Source organism: Salinicoccus halodurans (assembly GCF_900114445.1).
Lineage (GTDB): Bacteria > Bacillota > Bacilli > Staphylococcales > Salinicoccaceae > Salinicoccus > Salinicoccus halodurans.
The window spans coordinates 1-26,658 of record NZ_FOTB01000006.1; the positions used below are offsets into that span (position 1 = coordinate 1).

26 protein-coding genes, 2 tRNA genes and 1 pseudogene are annotated in these 26,658 nt (G+C 42.7%); 8 read left to right on the forward strand and 21 right to left on the reverse strand.

Annotated elements, in window-relative coordinates; genetic code table 11:
• Positions 1 to 223: 223 nt before the first annotated feature.
• Positions 224 to 586 carry a type II toxin-antitoxin system HicB family antitoxin gene (locus tag BM271_RS12285; RefSeq protein ID WP_046790373.1) on the reverse strand — a complete coding sequence of 121 codons (363 nt, stop codon included), beginning with the start codon at positions 584 to 586 and terminating at the stop codon, positions 224 to 226.
• Between the two features lie 53 nt (positions 587 to 639).
• Positions 640 to 870 carry a type II toxin-antitoxin system HicA family toxin gene (locus tag BM271_RS12290; RefSeq protein ID WP_046790374.1) on the reverse strand — a complete coding sequence of 77 codons (231 nt, stop codon included), beginning with the start codon at positions 868 to 870 and terminating at the stop codon, positions 640 to 642.
• Between the two features lie 178 nt (positions 871 to 1,048).
• On the opposite strand from BM271_RS12290, the gene BM271_RS12295 reads away from it, so the two are divergent.
• From BM271_RS12295 to BM271_RS12315, 5 genes are all read left to right on the forward strand, one after another.
• A complete protein-coding gene (locus BM271_RS12295) occupies positions 1,049 to 2,794 on the forward strand; it encodes a carbon starvation CstA family protein (protein WP_046790375.1) in 1,746 nt (581 codons plus the stop codon).
• 13 nt (positions 2,795 to 2,807) lie between these two features.
• Positions 2,808 to 3,065: a cory-CC-star protein gene (locus BM271_RS12300; protein ID WP_031546418.1), complete on the forward strand. Its 258-nt coding sequence runs from the start codon at positions 2,808 to 2,810 to the stop codon at positions 3,063 to 3,065.
• 21 nt (positions 3,066 to 3,086) lie between these two features.
• Positions 3,087 to 4,019: an ArsA family ATPase gene (locus BM271_RS12305; RefSeq protein ID WP_046790376.1), complete on the forward strand. Its 933-nt coding sequence runs from the start codon at positions 3,087 to 3,089 to the stop codon at positions 4,017 to 4,019.
• Between the two features lie 154 nt (positions 4,020 to 4,173).
• Positions 4,174 to 4,695 carry a cupin domain-containing protein gene (locus tag BM271_RS12310; protein WP_046790377.1) on the forward strand — a complete coding sequence of 174 codons (522 nt, stop codon included), beginning with the start codon at positions 4,174 to 4,176 and terminating at the stop codon, positions 4,693 to 4,695.
• Positions 4,696 to 4,956: 261 nt separating this feature from the next.
• The gene (locus tag BM271_RS12315; protein ID WP_046790378.1) at positions 4,957 to 5,712 is read left to right on the forward strand and encodes a M48 family metallopeptidase; all 756 of its coding nucleotides are present in this window, start codon (positions 4,957 to 4,959) and stop codon (positions 5,710 to 5,712) included.
• A 29-nt stretch (positions 5,713 to 5,741) separates the two neighbouring features.
• Here BM271_RS12315 and BM271_RS12320 read toward each other — a convergent pair whose 3' ends face one another.
• From BM271_RS12320 to BM271_RS12350, 7 genes and pseudogenes are all read right to left on the reverse strand, one after another.
• Positions 5,742 to 8,690, reverse strand: a complete 2,949-nt coding sequence (locus BM271_RS12320) for a type I restriction endonuclease subunit R (RefSeq protein WP_046790379.1) — start codon at positions 8,688 to 8,690, stop codon at positions 5,742 to 5,744.
• On the reverse strand, positions 8,687 to 9,955 hold the full coding sequence (locus BM271_RS12325) for a restriction endonuclease subunit S (RefSeq protein ID WP_052749862.1): 1,269 nt from the start codon (positions 9,953 to 9,955) through the stop codon (positions 8,687 to 8,689). Before BM271_RS12325 ends, BM271_RS12320 begins: the two co-directional genes overlap by 4 nt.
• On the reverse strand, positions 9,948 to 11,432 hold the full coding sequence (locus BM271_RS12330; protein ID WP_046790380.1) for a type I restriction-modification system subunit M: 1,485 nt from the start codon (positions 11,430 to 11,432) through the stop codon (positions 9,948 to 9,950). Before BM271_RS12330 ends, BM271_RS12325 begins: the two co-directional genes overlap by 8 nt.
• 396 nt (positions 11,433 to 11,828) lie before the next feature.
• Positions 11,829 to 12,440, reverse strand: a pseudogene (locus BM271_RS12335) (type I restriction endonuclease); the annotation flags it as partial.
• A gap of 103 nt (positions 12,441 to 12,543) precedes the next feature.
• Positions 12,544 to 13,065 (reverse strand): hypothetical protein, encoded by a 522-nt coding sequence (locus BM271_RS12340; RefSeq protein WP_046790382.1) that lies wholly within the window; start codon positions 13,063 to 13,065, stop codon positions 12,544 to 12,546.
• The gene (locus BM271_RS12345; RefSeq protein ID WP_046790383.1) at positions 13,066 to 14,685 is read right to left on the reverse strand and encodes an N-6 DNA methylase; all 1,620 of its coding nucleotides are present in this window, start codon (positions 14,683 to 14,685) and stop codon (positions 13,066 to 13,068) included.
• A gap of 140 nt (positions 14,686 to 14,825) precedes the next feature.
• Complete coding sequence (locus tag BM271_RS12350; protein WP_046790384.1) at positions 14,826 to 16,652, reverse strand: DUF262 domain-containing protein; 1,827 nt, start codon at positions 16,650 to 16,652, stop codon at positions 14,826 to 14,828.
• Between the two features lie 223 nt (positions 16,653 to 16,875).
• Here BM271_RS12350 and BM271_RS12355 point away from each other — a divergent pair, with 223 nt between their 5' ends.
• Entirely contained in the window at positions 16,876 to 17,649 is a 774-nt protein-coding gene (locus BM271_RS12355; protein WP_046790385.1) for an acetoin reductase, read from the forward strand.
• A gap of 172 nt (positions 17,650 to 17,821) precedes the next feature.
• On the opposite strand, the gene BM271_RS12360 is transcribed toward BM271_RS12355, so the two are convergent.
• Entirely contained in the window at positions 17,822 to 18,667 is an 846-nt protein-coding gene (locus BM271_RS12360; protein ID WP_074924583.1) for a sulfatase-like hydrolase/transferase, read from the reverse strand.
• 455 nt (positions 18,668 to 19,122) lie between these two features.
• Here BM271_RS12360 and BM271_RS14535 point away from each other — a divergent pair, with 455 nt between their 5' ends.
• Positions 19,123 to 19,338, forward strand: a complete 216-nt coding sequence (locus BM271_RS14535) for a tyrosine-type recombinase/integrase (protein ID WP_408005385.1) — start codon at positions 19,123 to 19,125, stop codon at positions 19,336 to 19,338.
• Positions 19,339 to 19,443: 105 nt separating this feature from the next.
• On the opposite strand, the gene BM271_RS12370 is transcribed toward BM271_RS14535, so the two are convergent.
• From BM271_RS12370 to BM271_RS12385, 4 genes are all read right to left on the reverse strand, one after another.
• Positions 19,444 to 19,517, reverse strand: a tRNA-Arg gene (locus BM271_RS12370).
• Positions 19,518 to 19,571: 54 nt separating this feature from the next.
• Positions 19,572 to 19,645: transfer RNA gene (locus tag BM271_RS12375), tRNA-Arg, on the reverse strand.
• Positions 19,646 to 19,744: 99 nt separating this feature from the next.
• Complete coding sequence (locus BM271_RS12380) at positions 19,745 to 20,296, reverse strand: GNAT family N-acetyltransferase (protein ID WP_046790386.1); 552 nt, start codon at positions 20,294 to 20,296, stop codon at positions 19,745 to 19,747.
• A 14-nt stretch (positions 20,297 to 20,310) separates the two neighbouring features.
• A complete protein-coding gene (locus tag BM271_RS12385) occupies positions 20,311 to 20,679 on the reverse strand; it encodes a thiol-disulfide oxidoreductase DCC family protein (RefSeq protein WP_046790387.1) in 369 nt (122 codons plus the stop codon).
• Positions 20,680 to 20,722: 43 nt separating this feature from the next.
• Here BM271_RS12385 and BM271_RS12390 point away from each other — a divergent pair, with 43 nt between their 5' ends.
• Positions 20,723 to 20,944 (forward strand): hypothetical protein, encoded by a 222-nt coding sequence (locus BM271_RS12390; RefSeq protein ID WP_046790388.1) that lies wholly within the window; start codon positions 20,723 to 20,725, stop codon positions 20,942 to 20,944.
• A 23-nt stretch (positions 20,945 to 20,967) separates the two neighbouring features.
• Here BM271_RS12390 and BM271_RS12395 read toward each other — a convergent pair whose 3' ends face one another.
• The 7 genes from BM271_RS12395 to BM271_RS12425 form a co-directional block, all read right to left on the reverse strand.
• Positions 20,968 to 21,447 (reverse strand): YfcE family phosphodiesterase, encoded by a 480-nt coding sequence (locus BM271_RS12395; protein ID WP_234960591.1) that lies wholly within the window; start codon positions 21,445 to 21,447, stop codon positions 20,968 to 20,970.
• Positions 21,448 to 21,451: 4 nt separating this feature from the next.
• Positions 21,452 to 22,063 (reverse strand): RdgB/HAM1 family non-canonical purine NTP pyrophosphatase, encoded by a 612-nt coding sequence (rdgB, locus tag BM271_RS12400; protein ID WP_046790390.1) that lies wholly within the window; start codon positions 22,061 to 22,063, stop codon positions 21,452 to 21,454.
• A 4-nt stretch (positions 22,064 to 22,067) separates the two neighbouring features.
• The gene (gene racE, locus BM271_RS12405; RefSeq protein WP_046790391.1) at positions 22,068 to 22,871 is read right to left on the reverse strand and encodes a glutamate racemase; all 804 of its coding nucleotides are present in this window, start codon (positions 22,869 to 22,871) and stop codon (positions 22,068 to 22,070) included.
• Positions 22,864 to 23,307 (reverse strand): MarR family winged helix-turn-helix transcriptional regulator, encoded by a 444-nt coding sequence (locus tag BM271_RS12410; protein WP_046790392.1) that lies wholly within the window; start codon positions 23,305 to 23,307, stop codon positions 22,864 to 22,866. Before BM271_RS12410 ends, racE begins: the two co-directional genes overlap by 8 nt.
• 95 nt (positions 23,308 to 23,402) lie before the next feature.
• On the reverse strand, positions 23,403 to 24,167 hold the full coding sequence (sdhB, locus tag BM271_RS12415) for a succinate dehydrogenase iron-sulfur subunit (RefSeq protein WP_046790393.1): 765 nt from the start codon (positions 24,165 to 24,167) through the stop codon (positions 23,403 to 23,405).
• Complete coding sequence (sdhA, locus tag BM271_RS12420) at positions 24,167 to 25,936, reverse strand: succinate dehydrogenase flavoprotein subunit (protein WP_046790394.1); 1,770 nt, start codon at positions 25,934 to 25,936, stop codon at positions 24,167 to 24,169. The genes sdhB and sdhA overlap by 1 nt, the downstream gene beginning before the upstream one ends.
• Positions 25,937 to 25,952: 16 nt before the next feature.
• On the reverse strand, positions 25,953 to 26,579 hold the full coding sequence (locus tag BM271_RS12425) for a succinate dehydrogenase cytochrome b558 subunit (protein WP_046790395.1): 627 nt from the start codon (positions 26,577 to 26,579) through the stop codon (positions 25,953 to 25,955).
• Positions 26,580 to 26,658: the final 79 nt, after the last annotated feature.

A 26,658-nucleotide genomic window follows, 5' to 3' on the forward strand; every position in this document is an offset into this window, starting at 1 on the left:
TGGCTGCGGAAGATTTCTGTGACATCGTCTTTTTTTACTAGAGCTTGAATAATATCTGATGTAAAATGATCCATAGGGGTCGTCCTCTTTTCTTGGATTTGGTGTGGTAACTTAATCTTACAAGAAAAGGACGCCCTTTTTCTATTTATTCATTTACACAAACTATTTTACGCTCTCCAATACACATACTTTACTTAATAAAAATGATAAATCCTTATTACTTCTATTTACTCAGCTTATTAATTAGATATTGATTTAAAGAAACACCTTCTAGTTTAGCTGCTTGACTCAGATCTCTGTGTAAACTTTTTGGCATACGCACTCTCAAATTCCCGCTATACTCATCATCACTTATAGGTTCTGGAATAGCTTCTCCATCTTCTAACATATCTTCTATAAATCCTTCTAGCACTTCATAAATGGCTTGATAGGCCTCTTCCCTAGTCTCACCAGTTGCAACACAACCATTAAATTCCAAAACCCTCGCTACATAATAATCTCCTGATTCATCACTAATAGATTTAATAATAATATTATAGGGACGATTTAAATAGTTACTTATATCTTTCCTTTCTGCTACTGTCATATGATTTCATGGCTGTAAAGTGGTATATAGTCATAAGGCAAACAGGGGAACTTTCATTCTTCCCCTATTCGCTTTAACACGTCCCTAACTAAGTATGGTTTCAAAGGGCTTTGTCGAGGCAGCGGCATCCTGTCTTTTGTGTCAGGATTTTTAAAAATGTGGTGACTGCCTTTTGACCTTTTTTCTTCATAACCATATTTCTCCAAAACCTTCTTGGCTTCAGGGAAACTAATATTGTTAGGTTGACGTTTCATTTTATCGACTATCTTGTCCACGCCAGCCATGAGTCACCTCCTTATATAATTTAAATAAATGGTACCATATATGGTGACAAAGATAAAGTATTGATCTCTACATTAACAATCGCTCCCTTGTCAATAAACTATCTTATCTTCACATTTAAAATTATCAGAATATTCGGTAGAATTATATGTAAATATAATACAAGAAGGGGGAACTTCAATGAATGCCATACTCGTCGCAATCATCGGGCTCGGTGTCTTCGTTCTGGGCTACCGCTACTACTCCAAGTTCATCGCAGAACGCATCTACCGGCTCGATCCCAACTACATGACGCCCGCCCACAAGTACAAGGACGGCGTCGACTTCGTGCCTACGAACAAATTCGTCCTATGGGGCCACCACTTCACATCCGTCGCGGGGGCGGCACCGATCCTCGGTCCTGCCATCGCCGTCTACTGGGGCTGGCTGCCGGCCTTCCTGTGGGTCATCCTCGGGACCGTATTCGCCGCCGGTGTCCATGACTTCGGAACGCTCGCAATATCCGTCAGGAATAAAGGCCAGTCGATCGGTACGATCGCAGAAAAGTTCATCGGCCGGCGCGGCAAGATACTGTTCCTGTTCATCATCCTCACACTCGTGCTGATGATCAATGCGGTATTCGCCTGGGTCATCGCAAACCTGTTCATTACATATCCGGCAAGCGTCCTGCCCGTCTTCATCCAGATTCCACTCGCGATATGGATCGGCTACGCGGCATACAAGAAGAATATGAAGATGCTCGTCCCTTCACTGCTCGCACTTGCCGCCATGTATTTCGTCGCCGTCATTACGGCGGAAGTATCCTGGCTGCAGATCGACCTCGTGTCCTATATGGGCGGTGAGGAGGCTGCGGGACTGTTCGGCCTCGGTGCCGTATCGACGGCCTTCATGATCTGGATCGTCATCCTGCTCATCTATGTCTATATCGCATCGACCCTGCCGGTATGGAAGCTGCTCCAGCCACGGGATTTCATCAACTCCCACCAGCTGACCGTCGGACTGCTCATCCTGTATGCAGGTCTGCTTCTGACGAATCCGACGATCAATGCACCGGCGACGAACGCCGATGCGGACACATCCTGGCTGCCGCTGCTCTTCATCACGGTTGCTTGTGGTGCGATCTCCGGTTTCCACGGACTCGTATCTTCGGGTACCTCATCCAAGCAACTGGATAAGGAAACGGATGCCCGCTTCGTCGGCTACTTCGGTGCCGTCGGTGAAGGAATCCTTGCTCTCATCTCCATCATCGCCGTCGTGACGCTGTTCAGCAGTGTGGACGACTTCTCTGCAACGTACTCGAGCTTCAATGATGCGAATGCGAGCGGACTCGGCAACTTCGTCGAAGGGGCTGCGATTCTTGCCGGCGGCCTCGGCATCCCGGCGGCTGTCGCAACAACGATCGTCTCCATCATCGTCGTCAGCTTCGCTGCCACGACGCTCGATACGGCAGTCCGCCTCATGCGCTACATCATTGCTGAAATCGGCACCGAGTATAAAGTGCCGTCACTCACGAAGAAGCATGTGGCGACAAGTGTCGCCGTCGTCTCCACTGCTGCACTTGTACTGATCCCGGAAGGTCCGAACGGATTCGGTTCCGGGGGCTATCTCATCTGGCCGCTGTTTGGTACATCGAACCAGCTGCTTGCAGGCATCAGTCTGCTGCTGATTTCCATCTGGCTGAAGCGCCAAGGCATCAACTATGCCGTCACGCTCATCCCGATGATCTTCCTGATGTTCATGACGCTCTATGCCATGTTCGTCCAGGTGTTCTTCGAATGGGCATGGTACGCCGACGGCTCGAATCTGCTGCTGTTTGTACTCGGTGCCATCATCTTCGTCTTCGCCATCTGGATCGTCATCACATCCATCCAGGCACTCTCCGGCAAATTCGATGATGAACTCGCGAAGCACCGCAATGACGAGTAAGGAGGGATGACCCATGCTCGAAAATATCAAGAAGCTGATCCGGTACTACGAGGAAGTGCTCGAAATGCCGCATCGTACGGAAGTGGCCAGGGAGCTGAGGGACCAGGATGACCTCTTCCTGCTCCTCCTCTATTCCGAGATGATCGGCATACCGAATCCGGTCTACTACTACACACTGGAACTGTACCCGCACATCATCGAGGACTTCCACGACTGGCATCTCCGCATGGGGATGGACAAGTCGCCGCTGACCGGCATCCGCTGCTGCTGACTATAATAAAGGAGCATGTTCATGAGCATTCATACAAAGAAGATCCTGTTCATCGGCGGCAAGGGCGGCGTGGGGAAATCCACGTCCGCTGCCGCCATCGCATGGCAACTCGCAAAATCGGGGAAGAAGACGCTGCTCGTCTCGACCGACCCGGCCCATAACCTCGGGCATATCTTCTCGCGGGACATCGGCGGGGAGACTGTACAGATTGCGGAGAACCTCCATGCGCTTGAGATCGATCCGGAGCATGAGACGAAGAAGTATATCGACTCTGTGAAGGAGAACATCAAGGGCACCGTCCAGTCCAGCATGATCGAGGAGGTCAACCGCCAGCTTGATACCGCCCAGGCCTCACCCGGTGCGGATGAATCGGCGCTGTTCGACAAGCTCGTCTCCATCATCCTGGAGGAGGAAGGCGAATACGACCATCTCGTCTTCGACACCGCCCCCACCGGTCATACCATAAGGCTGCTCACACTGCCGGAACTGATGGGCGTGTGGATCGAGGGGCTGCTGAAGAAGCGGCAGAAGACGAACGAGAACTACACCCAGCTCCTGAATGACGGAGAACCTGTTGAGGACCCGATCTATGATGTACTGCTCACCCGGCAGAACCGCTTCTCACGGGCACGGGAGATCATGCTCGAGTCCGGCAAGACGGGATTCATATTCGTCCTGAACCCCGAAAGGCTGCCGATACTTGAAACCAAGAAGGCTGTAGGACTCCTAGACAAGTATCACCTGCATGTGAAGACGCTCATCATCAATAAGGTGCTGCCCGATGAAGCAGACGGTACCTTCCTCGCCCAGCGGCGGGAGCATGAGCAGCGGTATCTGAAGGAGATTGAAGACACCTTCACGGATCAGAACCTCATCCGCGTTCCCCTGCTTCCGCATGACATCACGACCATCGAGGAGCTAGACCGCTTCAGCGCGTACTATGAGATGGACTGAGAAAATAAAAGGAGCCTCCACCACTGTGGAGACTCCCATATATTGAATCTATTGGAGCAGAGCAATCTGCTCCTTTTTTATGGACTTTTAATGTAATGGTTAGTTTCAGTCAGAAGCGGTAAAAGTATAATAATTACTATTTGGAGGGATGAAGATGAAGCGTGCTGAAGATATTGAAATCATTCCAATCAAGGTCGAAGATGACGGTAAGATACCCAACCACCCCGACTTCCCCCTGCTGATCTATAAGAGTGTGTTTGAAGATGGTGATGACATTCCCGCCATCCTCAACTCCAATGACTGGTCCGGGGAATGGCTCGGTTCCGTCCACCCTTTCCATCACTACCACAGCAACACCCATGAAGTGCTTGCGGTCAAAGAAGGGCATGCCACACTGCAGCTTGGCGGTGAGCAGGGTGAAGTGGTGGAAGCGGAGAAAGGCGATGTTATCATCCTCCCTGCCGGCTATGGCCATAAGAAGATAGAGGCAAGTGACGATTATGCAAACTATGGTGCTTATCCCGGAGGTATCAGTTTTGATATGTGCTATGGAGAACCTGAAGAGCGACCTGAGAAGGTAGAGAACATAAAGAGAGTATCACCCCCTGGATTTGATCCAGTATTTGGTCAAGATGGTTCCTTGTTTGATTACTGGGAGGGTTGGTTCACACATTAAAAAAGAAAAGTCCCTGGAGTATATTATTTTAGTCAAAGTAAAGACTTGTAATAAGAAAATTAATCAACAAATAATGAGAAAAAGTTAATAAATCTAATTGGTTGCTTATTATTTAAGACTGCTAAAGATAAGAAGGCGAATCAGCTTATCATCTCTTCGATATGTAAATTTAACAGATCCTTTTAATACTAAATTTAACATATTTATTATACACTTTTTGTTATAATGCTATAAGAGTAAGATGATGAAAGTAGGTACATTATGCCAATCATACAATATGGATCCACAGAGATTTATTATAGTATTTATAATGAGGTACGTAATGACCTGAAAATCACAGTCAATCTGATTAATGGTGTAGAAGTCCATGCACCGGCAAATATAGATGAACAAAAGCTGAACCAGGTGCTCTCCAAGAAAGCGCCTTGGATTATGCAAAAGATTGAAGAATTGAATGAAGTTAAAGGTATAGTACAACCAACGGAATTCGTCAGTGGAGAAAAGCTATCGTACTTAGGCCGCAATTATCGTTTGAAAGTGAAGCGAGAAAATATAAAAGATGCTTCAATACAGTATCAACAGGGCCGATTCATCGCCACAGTGCCAAACCATTGGTCTCAAGATGAAATACAGTATCACCTGGAACAAGAGATGATCGTCTGGTATAAAGTATATGGCGCAAAAAAAGTGATGGAACGTGCAACTATTTATCAAGAAATGATGAATGTCGTTCCACGCTCACTGACATTGAAATCACAGCTTAAACGGTGGGGGACATGTACACAGAATGGAGATGTCTATTTAAACTGGCGTCTCGTCATGGCACCTGTAAGGGTCATCGACTACGTGCTTGTCCATGAACTCGCACACTTGATTGAAATGGAGCATAATGAGCGATTCTGGCGGATCGTACGCCATACACTCCCGCATTATAAAGCGTCCAAAGAGTGGCTGCGTGTGCACGGTATGGAGTTGCACAGACTACAAAACAGACAACTTCATGATATACAAAAATAAAGATATAACCAGCTTGGTTATATCTTTATTTATTTCATACTATAGTGTCTTTCACCCAACTGGACTAATTCTCTTGCTACGGACTCCACTTGATTATTCGGAATTGTACTGGCTCTTAATTGCTTTTTCAACTGCTTGCGCATATTACGCTTCACATCGTCTTTCTCAGACCAATCAATGACTGCGTTATCTTGAATGATATCAGTAATTAATTCCGTCAAATCTCTAATCTTTTCTTGTTCTATACCTTCCGGTGCCTGTTTTTCCAACAGTTGATAAAACGGTAATTGTTTTGAATCTTTTAATCCGTAGGACTGACTCTCCTGATTCAGATTCATCATTTCTTCCCGCATCTCATGGTACTTTTCAAATAGTTCCTCAAATTCCAACTGTCTTTCCTTACGCTGCTCAATCAGTAATTCTAGCCGTTCTTTTAAAGAGGTATATTTAACAGGGTTCTCGTCAAATTTGATCCGAATCTCATGTTTAATGGCATGCTCCATTTCAGCTGCTTTGGCTTCCGGTTCTTTAATGGCATCCAACTTTTCATCAAACTGATTTGAGAGAATGCTTACCGGTTCGAATAATATTTTGGGAGATGTCGCATACACATATTCTTCTATCAATTCTCGAACCTTGCCCCCAGTATCAGAAATGTCCATTGTGCCATCATCGATATAATAGCGGGATTTCGCATGCTTTCTAACTTTCCCCAGCCATTTTAAGTCATCGATGAAGGGCTTGGCTTTTGGACTGGGCATGATCGTGTCCATGCTCTCTGAAAACTTCTTGAAAGCTGCATCAAAGGTGTTTCTTCTGTCTTCCGGTTCCAATACTCTAATATGCCCCTCCAAATCATTACGGGGAATGCCGTCAAAGAACTGCATCACGCGACGGTGTCGGGACTGTAACCGTGGAATTTCCTCATCAACATGGAACATTGCGCCTTTGACATCATCATCATGAAAGATTCCCAGTGCCTTTTCTAAAAACCGTGAAACACCGTAGTAGTCTACGATCAAACCGTGGGTTTTATGTTCATAAGTCCGGTTCGTTCTCGCAATCGCCTGCAGCAGGTTGTGTTCCTTCAACGGTTTATCTAAGTACATGACTTGTTCAATCGGGGCATCAAACCCGGTAATCAATTTATCACACACGATGATGAAAGCCAGCGGATCTTCATCTAATGGTTTTTTAAATCGCTCAATCATTTCCTTTTCCTCAGCAGAAGACAAAGCGTATTGTTGCATTTCTGGCTCATCATTATGCTTCGGGGAAATAATCACTGCAGATTCGTAGTCACTGAGTGCATCCAGAAACTTTTTATAAGTGACTGCCGCTTGTCGGGACACCGTCACTACTTGTGCTTTAAATCCATTTGGCTCGATATGTTTCTCGTAATGCTCGATCATATCCAGGACGATGGATCGGATTCTCTTATGAGATTCCGTCAGCGCTTGTTCGGTGACATATTTTTGCTTAATCCGTTCTTTGTCTTCATCGGAATATTCTCTGAAGAAGCGATTAAATAGGGTGTCGATTGACTCGCCTTGCACATGCAAATCCACGAGACGTGCTTCATAAAATATTGGTACGGTGGCGCCATCTTCGACGGCTTTTTCGATGGAATATTTATCAATATAACTGCCAAATGTCCGGATGGTACTTTTATCTTCCTTATCAATCGGGGTCCCTGTAAACCCGATATAGGTCGCATTGGGCAAACCGGTACGCATATTTAGCGCCAGGGAACTGTATTGCGTGCGGTGAGATTCGTCGACTAGAACAATGACATTTTCATCCGCTGTCAGTAATGGATATTCTTCATCCTCATTTGTCTGGAACTTCTGTACGAGTGTCATGACGGTAGTCCCCGGTCCCTGTTGTAAGAGGGACTTCAACTGTTCGACCGATTCCGCCTGTTGTGGATTCGGAAAGCCACTGTCTTTAAAAGTTGAGGTGATTTGACGGTCCAAGTCCTGCCTATCTGTGACCACTACAATCACTGGATTTTTCAAAGCTTTGAGACGCCGCAACTTCATGGATAAAAAGACCATGGCCAGTGACTTACCAGAGCCTTGGGTCGCCCAAACGACACCGCCACGGGCCTGCGGGTGATCTCCCATTTGAATACGCTCCACTGCCTTATTGACTGCCCGGTATTGTTGGTAGCGCCCCATCTTTTTGATGACACGACCCTCTTCCTTCTCGTAGACGAGAAAGTTTTGAATAATATCAAATAAGCGTTCTTTATTTAATATCCCCGCAGTGAGTATATCCTGTGCTGAAGCCTTCTCACCAATGTCTTCCACTGATAGGGGGTAGGGTTCTTTCCATGTACTATAGTGCCTTGCTTGAGCGCCAATCGTCCCCACCTTAGCCCGATCGTTGCTGGTGGATATTAAAAACTGATTGTAATAAAAAAGCTTTTCGTTAATATCCTGATACCTTAAAAGTTGCCTAATTGCTTGTCCCAACTGCATATCCGGTGGGAGCTCCGGGCTTTTGCATTCGATGACCACCAAAGGCAGACCGTTGACGTACACCATAATATCCGGGTAAATTGTGCCAGTTGCATGCGTGATGCCCAGTTGATTCGTGATGACGAAGTCATTATTCTCAATATTAGCGAAGTCAATCAATGTTACCGTTTGGTTTTTACGGCCATCGCCTATGTCTTGTACTATCGATAATTTATTGATGAGGTATTCATGAAAGCGTTGGTTGGCCTCCATTAGACTCGTTGCGTCCATACGAGTGATATTATGGACGACTTTATTTAAGTTGTTCTCACTGATCCACGGGTTTAAGCGCTTAACAGACTCCGTTAAGCGCTTGTTTAGAACCACTTCAGTTGTTGAAGTACGTTCCTGATTCAGTTCCCCTCCATGCACATAGTCGTAGCCAAGCTTCTGAAGTTGGTTAAGCATTCGATATTCTACTAACGTCTCTTCATTGTGAGCTTGTGCTTCGCTCATTGTGGGACCTCCTCACTTTCAGTAGTAGGTACACGTACTTTGCCTGTTAAGAGTTGTTGCATAAGACCTCGTTTTATATTGATCAATTCATCAAGTCGTTGTTTTTCAATATGAATTTTATTATTTATACTTTCTATTTTTTTACGTATTTCTTTTTGCTCCTCTAAAGACGGTACAGGTATGAGGATTTTAAAGAAATCTCTAACTCCCACATTTAGCAACCCGTGACTTCTTCCACCTTCCGGTGCAATATTGTAAACTTGTTTATTCCATAACCCTGAATCGAAATAATGCTTATAAAAGTCTATATCGTTATTTCCTTTTAATCTAAAGCATATATACAACGTTGATACTACGCCTTTATCATATTTTTCTAACTTTTTAATAGCTCCTAATGGATATCCGTTGGAATAGCTCTTATTATAAGCAAAATCTCCATATTCGAGGAGTATATATTTTGAAAGATTTTTTGATGATACACTTTTATTGAAGTATTCTAATTGACTTACAAGACCTTTTTCACCAGAGATAGTTAGCACATTCTGGTTATCTTCTTTGTTTTTCTTTGTAATCCTATCAAATACTTCGCCAAAGGGTAGAACCTCCCAATTCATTGGTATAGTACCTACTGGAGTCGACTTTAATTCTTTATTCTGTAAACCTCTTGTTAGCATTTCATACCTGACACCAATTTTAATTTTTTCAGTTTGTTCTAAAATTTGTTTTGTTTTTTCAATTGCTTCATCTACAGAAGAGAGGATTGATGCGATTTTTTGCTGTTCCTTTATGGATGGATAAGAAACAGGTAAAGGTCGCAAATTTTTCTGACTTATTCCTTTAGCAGTTGTTCCTGTCGAGAATCTATAAAGTAAATTTTGAAATTTATTAGAAGTGAGATAATACTTAAAATAGTCGTTGTCTATATCTTCTATTGTTTTAAATGCGGCAACTCTTTGACTTAATATATATTTTTTATTGTCCGGGATTTGAGTAACATTGCCTAGCGGTGCTTCCATAGTCATAATAACATCGCCTTTATTGACTTTTCCCTTGGTCATCCATCTCTCATAAAGTTCCTCAGACCCATAGTATGCTTCTATGGAGGTATCAATTTTCCCCTTTTTTACATTGTTAGCTGAGAGAGCCAGTATATTACCATTTCCCCATTCTAAACCTAACTTTTTAGGGGTTTTTCCACGATGATCAATAATTTTCTCTACACATTGTGAGAAAGATTTTGTTTTCCATGTAGAATAATTACTCATCGTATCCAAGCTCCTTTAAATAACCATACATCTTTTCTTCTACTTCATTTCTATCTTGCTCTAATTTTTTCAAATCACTTAACGCAGCCTGTACATCAATCGCCTCTTCTTCTTCAGTGGTATCGATATATCGAGCAATATTTAAGTTATAATCATTCTCTTTTATTTCTTCTAGATCCACTACTCGACAATATTTTTCAATATCTTCCCATGAGTCATATGCATTTATTATCTTCTCGATATCTTTATCACGAAGGATATTCTGGTTTTTACCTTCCTGATAATCTTTAGAACCATCTAATATAAAAACTTTTCCTCGTTGTTCTTCTTCCTTATTTCGGTTCAAAATCAAGATGCTCGCTGGTATACCAGTGCCATAGAAAAGAGAAGAGGGCAAACCAATAACTGCTTCAATTATATCCTCTTTTAGAAGACCTTCTCTAATCTTACCTTCAGCACCGCCACGAAATAAAACTCCGTGGGGCATTACCACACCGGCTTTCCCTTCATGGTTCAATGTAGCTACCATATGTTGAACAAAAGCAAAATCACCAGCATTTTTTGGTGGGATGCCGAATCTAAAACGACCATATTCATCTGATTCCGCTTCTTCTCTCCCCCAGTTTTTAAGGGAGAAAGGCGGGTTGGCAATAACCCTGTCATATAACAGCAGCTCTTTACCATCACCTAATAATTTTGGTTCACGTATGGTATCTCCGCGTTCAATACGGTGGTCACTGAGACCATGGAGGAGTAGATTCATCTTACATATTGACCATGTATTCAAGTTTCTTTCTTGGCCATGCAATGATAAGTTACGCGGGTTTCCACCTTGTGATTTTATGTAGTCTACTGATTGAATGAGCATACCGCCTGAACCAACCGTGGGATCGCATACTCGCATACCTTCTTCTGGTTTAATCAAGCGGACTATCAATTCAACTACTTTGGAAGGGGTGTAGAATTCTCCACCTTTTTTACCAGCATCATCTGCAAACTGCTTAATGAGATACTCATATGCACGGCCAAGCATATCCGGTTCTGATAAATTATCATTGCTGAGATCAATCTTTGAGAAGTGTTGGATTAGTTGCAGCAATAATTTATCTGGGAGTTTTTCTTTGTCATTGAAGTCGATGTTGGCAAGTACACCGACTAGAGAAGGATTTTCTTCTTCCAGAGACTCAAAAGCCTTATTTATTGCATTACCGATGTCGTGGGTTTGTATTTGTATTTCTGTCCACCGGGCTCTTTCAGGTACAAAGAACTGGTGTTCATCCCGATCATACCATGCATAATCGTCACCTTCTTTTCGCTCGACCTTCTTAGCCGTCTCTATAAATACATCACTCAAACGCTTTAAAAACAATAATCCAAAAATGTAGTTTTTATAATCAGAGGAATCGATTGATCCTCTTAGTATATTTGCTGATTCCCATAAATGAGACTCCAATTGCGGTAATGTTAGTTTAGACATAGTTTCACTCTCCAAATTTTTTCGATCCAATTAATTTAGTGTATTATAACTGCTTATGTAATTAATTATTAATGCAATACTTTAAAGTAGGAGCGCTAGGCTCCTTCGTGTTGTTTGAATTTCTCTAAATTATCATCTAATGATGTCGATGGTTATGGTTGGCAAGTGTTCTACCAGCCTTGCTCTTTGATGTTTTACTTGCTCCCTTTGTCGCTAGAACTCTTGCAGCTTTCCTTGTATAAGGAGTTGCTTTTTTACAAGCCATAAACTACCACCTCCTGGCATCATGCCAATAAATTCTACGAAGTGGTATCGCCTAGTTCCTACTCTATTACTTATTATACCAAATATAGTATAACCGCATCATTTGTGGTAACTCTCAGCTTATCATCTTACAATGCGGTTGTTCTCCTCATCCGTCCAGTAGAACATGTGGCTCTTCATGATCTCCTTGTCCCCATTGGCGAAGTATCTGGTGTCATTGTAGTTGCTGAGGAGGAACAGCTGCGTATAACGGAACAGGCCCGTGTAGTTATCCCGTCGGTACCGCTTCACCTGGTTGAATGCCTCGTTAATTGCCACACCCCGGCGCTTCAGTTCGAGCTGCACCACAGGGAGGCCATTGATCAGGACCGTCACATCATACCGTCCTTTGAACCTGTCCTCCACACTGATCTGGTTCGTCACCTGGAAGCTGTTCCGTGCGTAGTTCTTCTGGTCGAAGAATTCGAGGTAGAGTTCCGTCTCATCATCCCGCTTCAGCACAAACTTATCCCTTAGGATCTTAGCACTGTCGAATACACTCTTGTTGTTGATCTGCGTCATCAGCCGGCTGAACTCCTTGTCGGAGAGCGGCTCCGCCTTCAGCTTCGCATGACGCCTGTTCAGGATATCCCTGAAGTTCTGTTCCAGTGCCTCGTTGCTTCTGATCGGCACCCGTTCATATCCAATACCCTCAAGACGCTTCATGACCTTCGCCTCAAGAGCATCCTCTCTTTCGTAACTCATATGTCATTCACCCATTCTTATCTATTGGAAGTTGCTACCATTATACTATAGATGCCCCTCCGAAAAGAACATGCTGGTTGAATTTAAATAGAGAAGAAAAAGTTCAAGAAATATACTGAAGCAACTTGGATTCACTCAGAGCGTTCTTTAATGACTCTTTACTCAAATGTAATTCCTTGGCTTTATTTCTTAAACGAATAACATGAGGATATCTTCCTTCAGTATCATTAATCAGTTTATCTAGCCCACTACTTTTATTTCCCATACCTTTCATGGAATGTGGAACCGGTCCTATAAAAATATCCGAATATTTTGTGTTATTCTCAAGTATCGATATGTCATAATTGGTTGCATCTTTATAAGAAACGACATCATACCTTCCTGATAGACCATATTTCTTAAATATGCCTGCAATGTCTTTATTCTTCATCGTTCCCGACTCTACTCCTATAATCAAGATTTTGGCGTTCTCTTCAAAAGGGGTTTCCGATTGTGCACTTTGAATATTGTACTTACTCTTAAATAAATTTATATCACCTGCCCTATTCAGCCTGAGTGCCTCATTTCTTATTGTTTCAAATAAGTCCTCTAGCATTTCTTCCAACTCTTCATAAGTAAGGCTCATTTAATTAACTCCCTTCTCATTACTTTCAAAGATGTTTGGTAGTTTTTCTTCAAATTTCTCAAGTCTTTTTATAGTACTTTTTAAACCAGCCAACTCCATTTTCATCTTTTCAGCAATATTCTTTTGACTTTCTAAAGAAACGAAGGGCACTTGAAAATCTTTTAGAGTCCCGAGGCTTAAAACTAAGATTATCGATCCTGTCTGCAACTTCCCAAGTCTTATTTTTCCTTCTTCACCAATTAAATAGGATAAGATATAATATGGATCGACTTTCTCATCTGTAACTCTAATAACTGCTATATTGGAACTGGCTATCACATCTTTTTCAACCAATGATTTATCAGCGATGGCTATTTTCAAGTTTGAACCCCTTGCTGTAAGCAATATGTCTTTCTCTTGTATCTTGTACTTCTGATATTTATCCATTAATGAAGTACTTAATTTTTGATTTAAACCTTTTATTAAATAGTTATCCAGATCAGCTATATTCAATAGATGCCCTGCATATGACTCGTCTGCATCTTCATTCAACTCTTTTTTTGTAATATCCCGACCTCTAAATACAGTTGCAATGTCCCCCAACCGTTTGGGATTTACTAGGTTCAATGTTTCTTCATTTAAATAATATGCTGTATTCCAAATGTAGTCATTTTCCTTTAAAATACTTCTTTCAATTCTGGTTGAAATTTCACTCTCTTCTTCAATTGCATCCAAAACTGTATTAATATTGTTCTCGTTCATATGGTTTAACGAACGTTCTTTCTTCTCATACAAGTTTGTTGCATCAACCATCGACAAAGGACCTTTATAACTCTTATCGAAAACTATCATTACTGTAGGAATCGCAGTTGCATTAGATAACTTTTCAGGCAACCTTATAATTGCCCTAATGTTTTTGCTTTCGCTAAATTGTCTTCTTATCTCCTTATCTGCATGACTATATAGTATTGATGTCCTGACGATTGCAATTCCTAATCCATCATCATCCATAGAGTTATAAAGCCGCTCCATAAAAATCCAATCAGGCGTAATTGATTTTTTTATTGGTATAGAGCTATATGATGAATAAGTATTCAAAACTTCATTCGTTAGTTTGTTTAAAAATGGCATATTCGAATAAACTACTGAATATCTATCCTTAGACACTGATTTCAATGAATCCACGTTTTTAAACGTTACATTCTTAAGGTTTAATAATTTAACTAAGTTTTGGCTATCACGTGATAACTTGTTATTAATTTCTTCACCAACATACTCTTGTCCTATATCTTCCTTAACACATTTTCTTATGAAGCTTGCTTTTCCAGATCCTATATCTAGAACCTCAGTAACTTCTTCCCTGTACTTTTTAATGATTGCTATTGCCAAATTTTCTAAGCTATCAAAAGTTATATATCCAGAGTAATCGTCAGTTAAGTAGTCATATACTTGAACTTTCTCTTCATTAGTAAGCTTTTCAAAAATTTCTCCAAACATTTCAGCCTTTTTATCAGATAGATATTCTTCATAATTAACATAGGAATTATTTATATATTCATCCAACACCTCTGAATATATGTTTGAAAAATTACTCACGTTACCAGCTATGCGGTATAAGTTTTTCACTCTTTCCTGAATCAATATCAACATCTCCTTTGGTTAATTTTAACCTTTTAATAAATCATATACTATACACATTAATTTGTAAAGGTTAATTTTAACCTAAATATAATTAGTGATATAAAACAGCCGACCACATAAAAGTAGCCGGCTGTTTTATATCACAATTCTGCATCCAAAAGATCAGGGTTCCAGATGACTTTACTAATTTCTTTATACAGTTGTTGCCGCTCGAGAAGATCATTCTTTGTGAACTCCTCATATGGCTTGAAATTAAGGTTGTATTTTTCCATGAACTTCTTGAATGAAGGGTTATTGATGTAGCAGTCCTGGTTCAAAGATCTGGCAAGCAGATTCTCACTGAAGTATTTCCGCGATTTCTCTTCATAAGTCATATCCTGGAAACTTCGGTTCTTGTCTTTCGGCAACAGTACAAGTCCCCCGAACATGTTCCTGAAGGATTCGAATTCCTGCCGACTTTCAAACTCCTCTTCGTGCTTCCCCTGCATGTAATCATTGGCCCACAGGTGCTCAATATCATACGGGTTCTTCTGATCACGATTGACATAGTCGACGAAACTACTGTTGATGCCGGATTCCGATTCTATGAATGCGGTCATCCGTGCAAGGATGTGAAGCATGAACCGCGCCGTATACCTATTGAGATAGAATCGGTCGAGTTCTTCGAGACCATAGTCAATCTTATGCTCGATGTAATCCTTAAAGTATGATGCAATCTCATCGAGCGATCTACGCCGAATTTCCTTAGTAATATTGAACACTGTATAGAGCACGGATGAATAGTTCATCGTACGGAAAGAAAACACCCTTCTGATAATCCATTGGTCGATGAACCGGGAGACGAGCTTTATTTTCTTTTCTATGGTCTCTTTGTCATCTTCTGGGTCGATAGCGGCGAGAATCATTTGATACTGCAGGGTGAAGTTGCGGTCAGCGTTGTAGTAGACGAACTCAAAATTTTTGTTGAAATTGGTCGCATACCTTTTTAGATCGCCATAGATGTCTGCATACTTTTCAAAGTTCACTGAAACAAAGTCTTCGAAATCTTTGCTTCTGATAAGACCAAGCCTTTCCCTATTCTCACGCACCCATTTATGTGGTGCATCCCCGATGACTTCAAAATCCTTCTTCTCTGAATCCCGCTTCCCCACACGCATGAATTCAGCATACTGTGAACGGAGCCATGTCTTGATGAAGTCTGTATCCCCATCCTTCTCAAGATCCTTCAGGCTGAGTACCCTGTATTTCCAGAGGTCGTTGATCTTATTCCGTGTGGCATTATCCTTTATTTCTGAAAGCAGATATCCCTTCAGCATCTCCACGGGCGTCAATCTTAGTCCACGGTCATTCATGGCGACGAACACTTTATGTGCATCCTGTTCGCTGTTCGCATTGATTTCAACAAGCACCACCTTCTCGATCAGCCACTCGATGAAGATCAGAAGCTTTTCATCCTTCATATCGTCCGGGAAGAGTGCTTCAATATCCCTGTACCGATTAGAAAGGTTGATGACGCTTTCCGTATCATTCTCCTTTTCATCATAACTCCCCTTCTCATAGAGGGATTCGAGACAGTCCTTCCTTTCAGGTACATTGATACTGAAGGTTTTCTTGCCGAATTTTGAGGAGAATATGAGGTGGTTCAGGTCGACCTGTTGATCTAGTGATTGCTGGAGATGGTTCAGGTAGATCAGCAGCAGTGTAATGGAAGACAGCCTCTGTTGGCCATCAATGATTGCCTTATCCTTTGTCATAATTACTGGACCAAGGAAATATCCTTCATAATGTTCAACATCCTCCTGTGTATGCCCTTCCTCATAATTCTCATAGAATTCATTCGTCAGGTCTTCTATCAGTTCCTGGATCTGCTTCGTCTTCCAGCTGTACTCCCGCTGGTAGTATTGGACTTTATACCGATTGTTCAACAGACTGCTTATAACAGTTGCTTCACTTGTGATGTGGTTCATGCCAATATCCTCTCTTTCCTGATTTGAATTCTTTTGTAGCTACTATACTTTCCTAACATTATACAATAAATTGACCACTCTAAAGAACCAGCTTGCGGCATCTATTATTTAAACCACTCGATAAGCTAGGAATCAAAATTGAATTTACATACTGTCTCTAGCATTTAATCTCTCATGATTCTGGGTAGAGAGGAGTGTAATCATAAAATGGAGGGATGTTTGAATGTCTAAAGTTGCTATTATTACCGGATCCGGTGCAGGTCTGGGCAAAGGTATCGCACAACAGCTCGCTAAGGACGGATTTAAAGTCGTGCTTCAGGACATTAACGAAGACAGCCTTAAAGAAACGGAAAAGGAATTCAAGAATGACGGTTATGAAGTGGCATCTGTTGCAGGTGATGTATCCAAGAAGGATGACCACGAAAAATTCGTTAAGACAGCAGTCGACAACTTCGGCCAATTGGATGTGTATGTGAACAATGCCGGAATAGACATCGTTGCCCCATTCCTTGAAACGACAGAAGAACAGATGAATAAAATCTTCGCAATCAATGTCAATGGTGTCATGTTTGGTACTCAGGCAGCGGCGAGACAGTTCATCGACCAAGGCAGCAAAGGCAAAGTCATCAATGCATGCAGTATTGCAGGTCATGAATCATATGAGATGCTCGGTGCATATTCGGCGACCAAGCATGCTGTGAAATCACTGACACATTCCGCTTCCAAAGAACTCGCTAAAGACAACATCACCGTCAATGCTTATTGTCCTGGTGTTGCCAAGACGGAAATGTGGGATCGTATTGATGCCGAGATGGTCAAATACAATGACGATATGGAACCAGGAGATGCCTTCAAGGAATTCTCTGGTGCCATTTCACTCGGCCGTTACCAGGAGCCGCAGGACGTTGCAAACCTCGTCAGCTTCCTCGCTTCCGAGAAGGCGGACTATATTACCGGCCAGGCCATTGTCACAGATGGCGGACTTGTATATAGGTAAGAAGCAGACAAGAAAAACCTTTGGATTCATCAAAAAGATGTTTCCAAAGGTTTTATTTTTAATGTTAAATTTCAATTGTTAACCACTGCTTTATTTATCCTCTTTTAAATATGTCCTCGCCGAATATATTGTCTTTTACGTTTCAATATTCTTATTTTAGTTTTGATCTGGTTCATTCCGGCCAACCAGGCGGATTAGAGCCTTCATAGGATGCACCACTTTCATATTCTTCCAGCTCCGGTGCATCCGTTTCATATAGTTCCATGCTCGATTCTCCACCATATTGTTCAATCAGGCTCGTTTCTTTCTCTGGGTGTTCTTCGAGGATATCCAATTGATCACGATATAGATAATCGATTTCTTTTAATCCATCCAGAGGTTCAGGGTTATAGAAACGCAGTAGATCTTTCATCAGAATTTCGTTGGAATGGTTTAATTCTTCCCTTGCTTCGTCTCTATAGCGATAAAGTTCTTCCAATTCTTCTTCGGTAAATTGATCTTGTAACGCCTCCCCTGACTCTGTATCATAGATTTCCTGTTCAAAGAAAGTATATTCCGGCGTCACTACACGTCCATTTCTGAGCGGGACGGTATTATCGTGTTCTTCTGATAAAATATCCTGCCCCATGAATAAATAGCCATCTGTTTCCATGCCCAGTAAATGCATTAAGGTTGGAAGCATGTCCACCTGACCACTGTACGTGTCAAACACTTCACCATTTTCAACGCCGGGAACATGCATGATGAACGGCACTCTTTGCATTTGAGTGTCATTGTATTGATTCCACTCCTCCGGATCTTCACCCACTAAAGGTGCCAATTCCGGGTTTCTCATATCGGAAATACCATAGTGGTCACCATACATGACTATAATCGAATCCTCATATAAGCCGCTTGACTTTAAGTAATTGAAGAATTCCTTCAACGCCTGGTCAGCATAATGTGCTGTGACGAAATAATTGTTGATTGTATCATCCTCTGTCTGGGCAGCTGGAAACTCCACATTTTCCTCATCCAATGGGTATGGGAAGTGATGGGAGACGGTGAGGAACTTGGAATAGAATGGCTGCGGAAGATTTCTGTGACATCGTCTTTTTTTACTAGAGCTTGAATAATATCTGATGTAAAATGATCCATAGGGGTCGTCCTCTTTTCTTGGATTTGGTGTGGTAACTTAATCTTACAAGAAAAGGACGCCCTTTTTCTATTTATTCATTTACACAAACTATTTTACGCTCTCATTCAGTGAAATTAATTCCTTAAAATATTATCAACTCAATGATAATAAAGTGCACCTCATGGGAACGAAAACAGACACATCAGAGCGGACCATTGAAATACACAAAGACGACATGAATCATATAAAAGCTGTTTTAAGTCAATTTACTATTAATCCACATGAATCGATTTTTAATATATCTCACCATGCCGTTGAAAAGACATTTAAACGTGCGCTGCGGGTTTTGAGTATCGATACGACTAAAAACCCTTCATTCACTCAGACATACACACTGCAGCTATATCCTAGCGCATGATGTATCTATTTATTACATTAGTCAACGACTAGGCCATAAAAACATAAGCATCACTACGAGTGTATATAGTCATTTATTAAAAGATCATTATCAGGAAGATAACGATAAAACCCTGATACTCCTGGGGGTATGTAGTATATTGACCGAATATTGACCAAACAATACTCTTTTAATACCCCTTATTCAATGAAAACAAAAATAAAAACCCCATAACCACGCGGGTTACAGAGTTTTAATGAATATCGTATTTGGACTTAAGCGTCCCAGAAGGGAGTCGAACCCCTGACCTACAGCTTAGGAGGCTGTCGCTCTATCCTGCTGAGCTACTGGGACATTAGAAAAGATAAAATAAAAACCCCGTCGACGGGGTTTGAATTTATCGGTTAGCGTCCTGGGAGGGATTCGAACCCCCGACCGATGCCTTAGAAGGGCATTGCTCTATCCAGCTGAGCTACCAGGACTCAATCGGACAAGTACAATTATAATCAATTTCACTGTCCAAAGTCAAACCTATTTCGAAAATTTATAATGTTTTATTACACCGATGGAGTATGTTTCCATTATTTCGGTTGGGTCACCCAATCTTTTTTCAGCATTCTGTACATGATACAGTCGTGATAATGGTCATACAGGAACTCATACTCTGCCATTGTTGATTCATGAACGAAACCGAATGACTCGGGAATTGCCCTGGATTTGTAATTTTTATCCCCACAGATTATTTCAATGCGGTTGAGTTCCAAATTATCGAATCCGTAATCAATCAGTCCCTTGACCGAGCGTTTGACAACACCTTTCCCTTCTGCCTCTTTTGATATCCAGTATCCGATCTGCGCCCTCCCCTGACCGGGAGCAATCATGTTGAAACCGGTCATGCCTGAGAGCTCTCCTTTGTAAAAGATGGCGACTTCGAGACCGGTGCCTCGGTCGATGTTTTCCTGCCATGCCTGGATGACTGTTACATATGAATCCGGACTGGTGGAATAATCGACCCACGGCAGCCATTTTTTGAGGTGTGCTCTGTTCTTATCAACGGTTTCAAACAGTTTGAACCGTTCTTCCATCTGCACGATCCTGAGTTCTATTTCATCGTCTATCCTGATTATTGTCATTTGATCACTGTCCTCTATGATGAAATCATTTTCTTTTTAACTTCACTGTCGATCTGGTCTATTTCACAGGTTTTGTTTCCTGTAAAACGGTGCCTGTTCCTCGCAACCCATTTATAGATGGCAGTTCTCAGGCATACCGGCATGATTTTGGACAATCTGAAAAACTTGAATCCAGTGGCATCTGCAACGACTTCTATGACTGCATCGGAATGAATATAAAGATCATCGGAATAATATGCGACTGTGTCAAAATCCTCCGGCATAACTTCTTTCAGTTCATCCACAGAAGCAAATCTGATGACATCCTTTTTATCCAGCCTCGAGATGAATTTGGCAAATCCATTACAAACGATGCATTTATCATCAAAATAAAGTATATTCATAAGTGTACCTCCAGTTTAACCCCCTAAAGGAAATGAGGTTATCATGAAACATTTTACAGCAACATTTTTCACTGTACTCGCAATTTTATATCTGGCGGACCGCTATACCAGTTTCGATATGATGATGGTCATTCTGGTCTCAGGCGCCTCTGCTCTGATAGTCATTACCACTCTCGCTGTAATCGGCGGCCTGCTCAGAAAAAATCTGTACAGCTTCTCCATAATCATACTCACCCTGTTTATACTGTTAAGCCTGATTATGTAAAAAGCTGAGACCAATGTCCCAGCTCATAATTTTGCCAGATCGACTTCTTCCAATACCTGATGGCTTCTGTCATAGAATATCACTGTATCCGTCTCCGTATCGAGTACTGCATAGGATTCCGGCCATTGTCCCTTCGATTGGGAAATGCTTCCCGGATTGATGCAGTATATACCGCTTATATTTTTTGCTTTTGCAATATGCGAATGTCCGTAAAAAGCGTATTTCGCTTCATATTCTCTGGCACGTTCAGCAAGCATCTCCCTGCCCTTTTTTATATCATAATAGTGTCCGTGAGTATAGAAAGCCTTTGCTTCATCATTGTATTCTTCAATCGGATATCTCGTATCTCCGTCTACATTCCCTTTTACACGGTTGAAATGGCTCATCTCTGTATCATCATAATGAAATTCGCTGTCTCCGAGATGGATATTCAAATCCCCGGCATTTCTGCCGTAGGCGTCGTATGAAATCCCCTGTTCTCCATGATTGTCACTGATAATCAAAAGTCTAATTGGAATCATTCCTCTCATGACGTACTAGCACATCGAACACCGCAGTATCTTCACGCAGTCTGTCGAGTGCATTTCTTCTATGACTTATTTCCCCTTTTTCAGCCGGTTTAATCATGCCGAGCTTTAAACCGTCATCCGTCATGAATAAAGGGTCGTAACCGAAGCCCCCACTGCCATCAGGTGCTTCCAGAATACGGCCATGAAGTTCTCCTGTATAGGTGCGGGTCTCCCTCTCCGGTATCGCCAGTGCAATGACAGAAATGAAATGTGCTGAGCGGTCGTCCGTACCCTCCAGCGCTTTCAGAAGCTTGCTGTTATTCTCTTCATCTGTTGCTCCTGCTCCTGCATACCTTGCCGAATAGACACCCGGTGCACCGTCAAGTGCATCCACACTCAGTCCGGAGTCATCGCTGATCACGGCCATTCCCAGGGCATCTCTCGCCGCTTCCGCTTTAAGTATGGCATTCCCCCTGAATGTTTCTTCCGTTTCTTCCACTTCAAAATCCCGAATCAATTCTTTTATTCCAATGATTTCATCGTCGGGGAAAATGGCTTTGAAATCATTTATCTTTCCCTGGTTGCCGCTGGCAATGACAATTTTCACCATATTGTTATCCCTCCAGATCAATTTCTTCTATTGTATAATCTATGAACGGTATCCAGTCTCTTAATATATATTCAAAACGTGTACTGTCTCCGTTTACTATCATGAGGTGGTTTCTTTTACTACCGGAAGCTGCGTGGGTTTTTCCATAGGTCATGATGGAACTCACTTCCCTCGCAGTCTCATATCCGGAATCGATGACCTTTTTCCTGCCTCCGAAATAGTCATGAATTTCTCCTGCAAGAAGTGGATAATGTGTACATCCCAGTATAATCGTATCGGCCGATGTGTCCAGCAGCTGTTTCAATGTCTGATGCAGTGCCACCCTCACAACGACTTTATCTTTATATCTGAGCTGTTCAACGATAGGGACAAACTTCGGACATGCCAGGCTGGTGATCCGGAAGCTCCCGTTAATGTGATGAATTGCATCTCTGTAGGCATCAGACTTCACAGTGGCCTGGGTCGCAAGTACAATGACATCGTGATTATTGCTGCTCTGGATCGCACTTCTAGCACCCGGATTTATCACCCCGATTACGGGAATGTCATAGCGTTCCTCCAGAACATCGAGTGCCGCTGCCGTAGCAGTATTGCATGCCACTACAATCATCTTCACTCCCCGGCGCACGAGATGATCGGCAACTTCGATTGTGTACTCCTTCACCTCTTTTAGCGGACGGTCGCCATAAGGACACCTTTTAAGGTCACCGAAATAGATGATTCTCTCATCCGGCAGCTGCCTCATTATTTCCTTGGCAACCGTAAGGCCGCCCACACCGGAATCCATCACACCAATCGGCTTATCCATTGCTGTTCTGCTCACTTTCATGCAATATGGATTTCAGTATGCCCGGAAGCATGGATTTCTCATCCGACGTCAGATGATCTGTGATCTCGGATATGTATGAAATGCGTTTCTCAATCACTTCATTGATGACCTGACGGCCTTTATCCTGCATCAGAATGAGCACGATCCGCTTATCTTTCTCATACTTCTGCCTTTTTATAAACCCGCCATTTTCAAGTTTGTCCACAATATCCGTCGTTGTTGAATGTGCCAGATAGAGCCTGTTTGACAGCTCACCAATCGTGATTCCCTCTTTGTCACTCGCCCATTGCAAGGCAACAAACTGCAGCGGAGACAGCTCATAAGTCTTTAAAATTTCGCGGCCGTGGCTTTTCACATGGGCAGATATATATCTGATGGATTTTTCTATAGAAATGATTGAATCCTTATCACTCATACATTTCATCCCTTATCTCGTATTTTCTTCATTATAACGTAAACTGAAATAAAAAAATAGGAAGAGCCGCGCTCTTCCCATTTGAGTAAATTTTGTTATTCCACTTCGTGGTCGCTTCCAAAGAAGGACTTGAACATATGGAAGTTTGTTTCTCTCTGCATTGCCGCGATTGAAGTTGTAAGCGGAATTCCTTTCGGACAGGCCTGGACACAGTTTTGCGCCATGCCGCACTCAGCCACGCCGCCGACACCCATCAGAGCATCAAGACGTTCGTTTTTATTCATGCTGCCTGTAGGATGCAGGTTGAACAATCTGACCTGGCTGACAGGTGCTGCACCAATGAATTTGGAGCTGTCATTGACGTTCGGACATACTTCCAGACACACACCACAAGTCATACATTTGGAGAGTTCATATGCCGTCTGACGTTTTTTCTCAGGCATTCTCGGGCCGGGACCAAGGTCATAAGTACCATCAATCGGAACCCATGCCTTAACACGTTTCAAGCTGTCGAACATGAATGAACGGTCTACCTGAAGGTCTTTGACAACCGGGAATGTGGACATTGGTTCAAGTCTGACCGGCTGATCCAGCTGATCGACAAGTGCAGTACATGACTGTCTTGCGTTACCGTTGATGACCATGGAACATGCCCCGCAGACTTCTTCAAGACAGTTCATATCCCAAGTCACCGGTGTCGTTTTCTCACCTTTGGAGTTGACTGGGTTTCTCTGGATCTCCATCAGCGCACTGATGACGTTCATATTTTCGCGGTAAGCGACATCGAATTCTTCCCAATAGCTTTCAGTTTCCTGATTTTCCTGACGTCTGATTTTAAAAGTTATCGTTTTGTTACTCATTATTTCTTAGCACTCCCTTCACTCTTTTTGGAGTAGTCACGCTCACGGGGTGGAATCAAGCTGACATCAACGTCCTGATAGTCAAAACGTGGTGGCTGGTCGGCACCTTCGAAATGAGCCATAGTAGTTTTCAGCCACTCTTCGTCATTACGTTCAGGGAATTCCGGTTTGTAGTGAGCACCGCGGGATTCATTTCTGTTATATGCACCAATCGTAATTACACGGGCCAACACGAGCATGTTCCAAAGCTGGCGGGTGAAAAATGCCGCCTGGTTACTCCATTTTTTCGTATCATTGATATTAATGCGTTTATATCTTTCCATAAGTTCAACGATTTTCTTATCTGCTTCGAGAAGCTTATCGTTGTGACGTACAACTGTTACGTTGTCCGTCATGACCTCACCCAGTTCTTTATGGATGACGTAGGCATTCTCTTCGCCGTCCATGGAGAGGATATTGTCGAACTTCTCCTGCTCTGCCTGTTCATGTTTCTCATATATAGAATCATCGATATCTTCGAATGATTTATCAAGAGATTTCACATATTCGATTGCGTTGGGACCTGCAACATGACCGCCGTAGATTGCAGACAGCAGGGAATTCGCACCAAGGCGGTTACCGCCATGCTGGGAATAATCACATTCTCCGGCAGCGAATAATCCCGGTACTGAAGTCATCTGATCGTAATCGACCCACAGGCCGCCCATTGAATAGTGGACTGCCGGGAAGATTTTCATCGGCACTTTACGCGGATCATCACCCGTAAATTTTTCGTAGATTTCAATGATGCCGCCGAGCTTCACATCAAGTTCATGCGGATCTTTGTGAGACAGGTCAAGATATACCATGTTCTCACCGTTGATGCCCAGTTTTTGGTTTACACACACATCGAAGATTTCACGTGTGGCAACATCCCTTGGCACCAGGTTTCCGTAATCCGGATATTTCTCTTCCAGGAAGTACCATGGTTTACCATCTTTATAAGTCCATATACGGCCACCTTCACCACGTGCAGATTCACTCATCAGTCTGAGCTTATCGTCACCCGGTATGGCAGTCGGGTGAATCTGGATGAATTCGCCGTTAGCATAGACAGCACCCTGCTGATATACAACGGAAGCAGCAGATCCGGTATTGATCATTGAGTTTGTAGACTTGCCGAAGATAATGCCGGGTCCGCCTGTAGCCATGATCACTGCATCGGATTTGAATGTTCTGATTTCTGATGATGTGATTTCCTGTGCTGTGATGCCGCGTGCACGGCCTTCATCGTCGATGACTGCACCAAGGAATTCCCATCCTTCATATTTGTTGACGAGCCCGTCAACTTCGTAACTTCTGACCTGTTCGTCCAAAGCATACAGCAGCTGTTGTCCAGTGGTTGCACCAGCAAATGCTGTTCTGTGGTGAAGTGTTCCGCCAAAACGCCTGAAATCCAGAAGTCCTTCTGCGGTTCTGTTAAACATAACACCCATACGGTCAAGCAAATGTATGATCTTAGGTGCTGCTTCAGTCATTGCCTTGACCGGTGGCTGATTGGCAAGGAAGTCACCACCGTAAACGGTATCATCAAAGTGAATCGCAGGAGAGTCTCCTTCACCTTTTGTATTTACCGCACCGTTGATCCCACCTTGAGCACACACAGAGTGAGAACGTTTTACGGGCACAATTGAGAACAAGTCCACTTCTGCACCTCTCTCAGCTGCTTTAATCGTTGCCATCAGTCCGGCCAAGCCGCCGCCGACAACGATAATTTTATCATTAGCCATTATTTCCACTCCTTAATTAGATAAATGCCAGAATAGCCTGCACGCCTATGAAGCTGACGACTACGAAAATAATCAGAGATACGTAGTTCATAATGCGCTGAGATCTGTCTGACTGTGTAAAGCCCCATGTAATCATGAACGCCCAAAGACCGTTGGCGAAATGGTACACAGTAGCAATGATACCTACGATATAGAATATCAGCCATAACGGATTTGACACAATCTGATGCACCATGTCAAAGTTGACTTCCTCTCCGAAAAAGACTTGCACCCGCGTCTGGTATACGTGAATGGCGATAAAAATGAAGGCGATTACGCCACTTATCCTTTGAAGTAAGAACATCCAGTTTCTGTATGTACTATGCCAGCCGTAGCCTTTCCCTCCGATATTATATTTGGCAGTAAAAGCGATATAAATACCGTAGATACCATGAAATAGAATCGGAATGTAAATTACAAAAATCTCCAGAAAAATAACAAAAGGCAGATTGCCCATGAATGCCGACGCCGTATTAAACGCTTCTTCACCTCTTGTAGCAGTATGGTTTACAAGAAGATGCTGAATGAGGAATACACCCAACGGAATTACACCTAACAAAGAATGAAGACGTCTTACGGCAAAGCTTGAATCTTGTTTTGACACTCGAATTCCCCCCTAACTGTCCATTATATGTGGTTTCACATTTCTTATTTTACCCCTCAGATATACATAAATCAAGGAG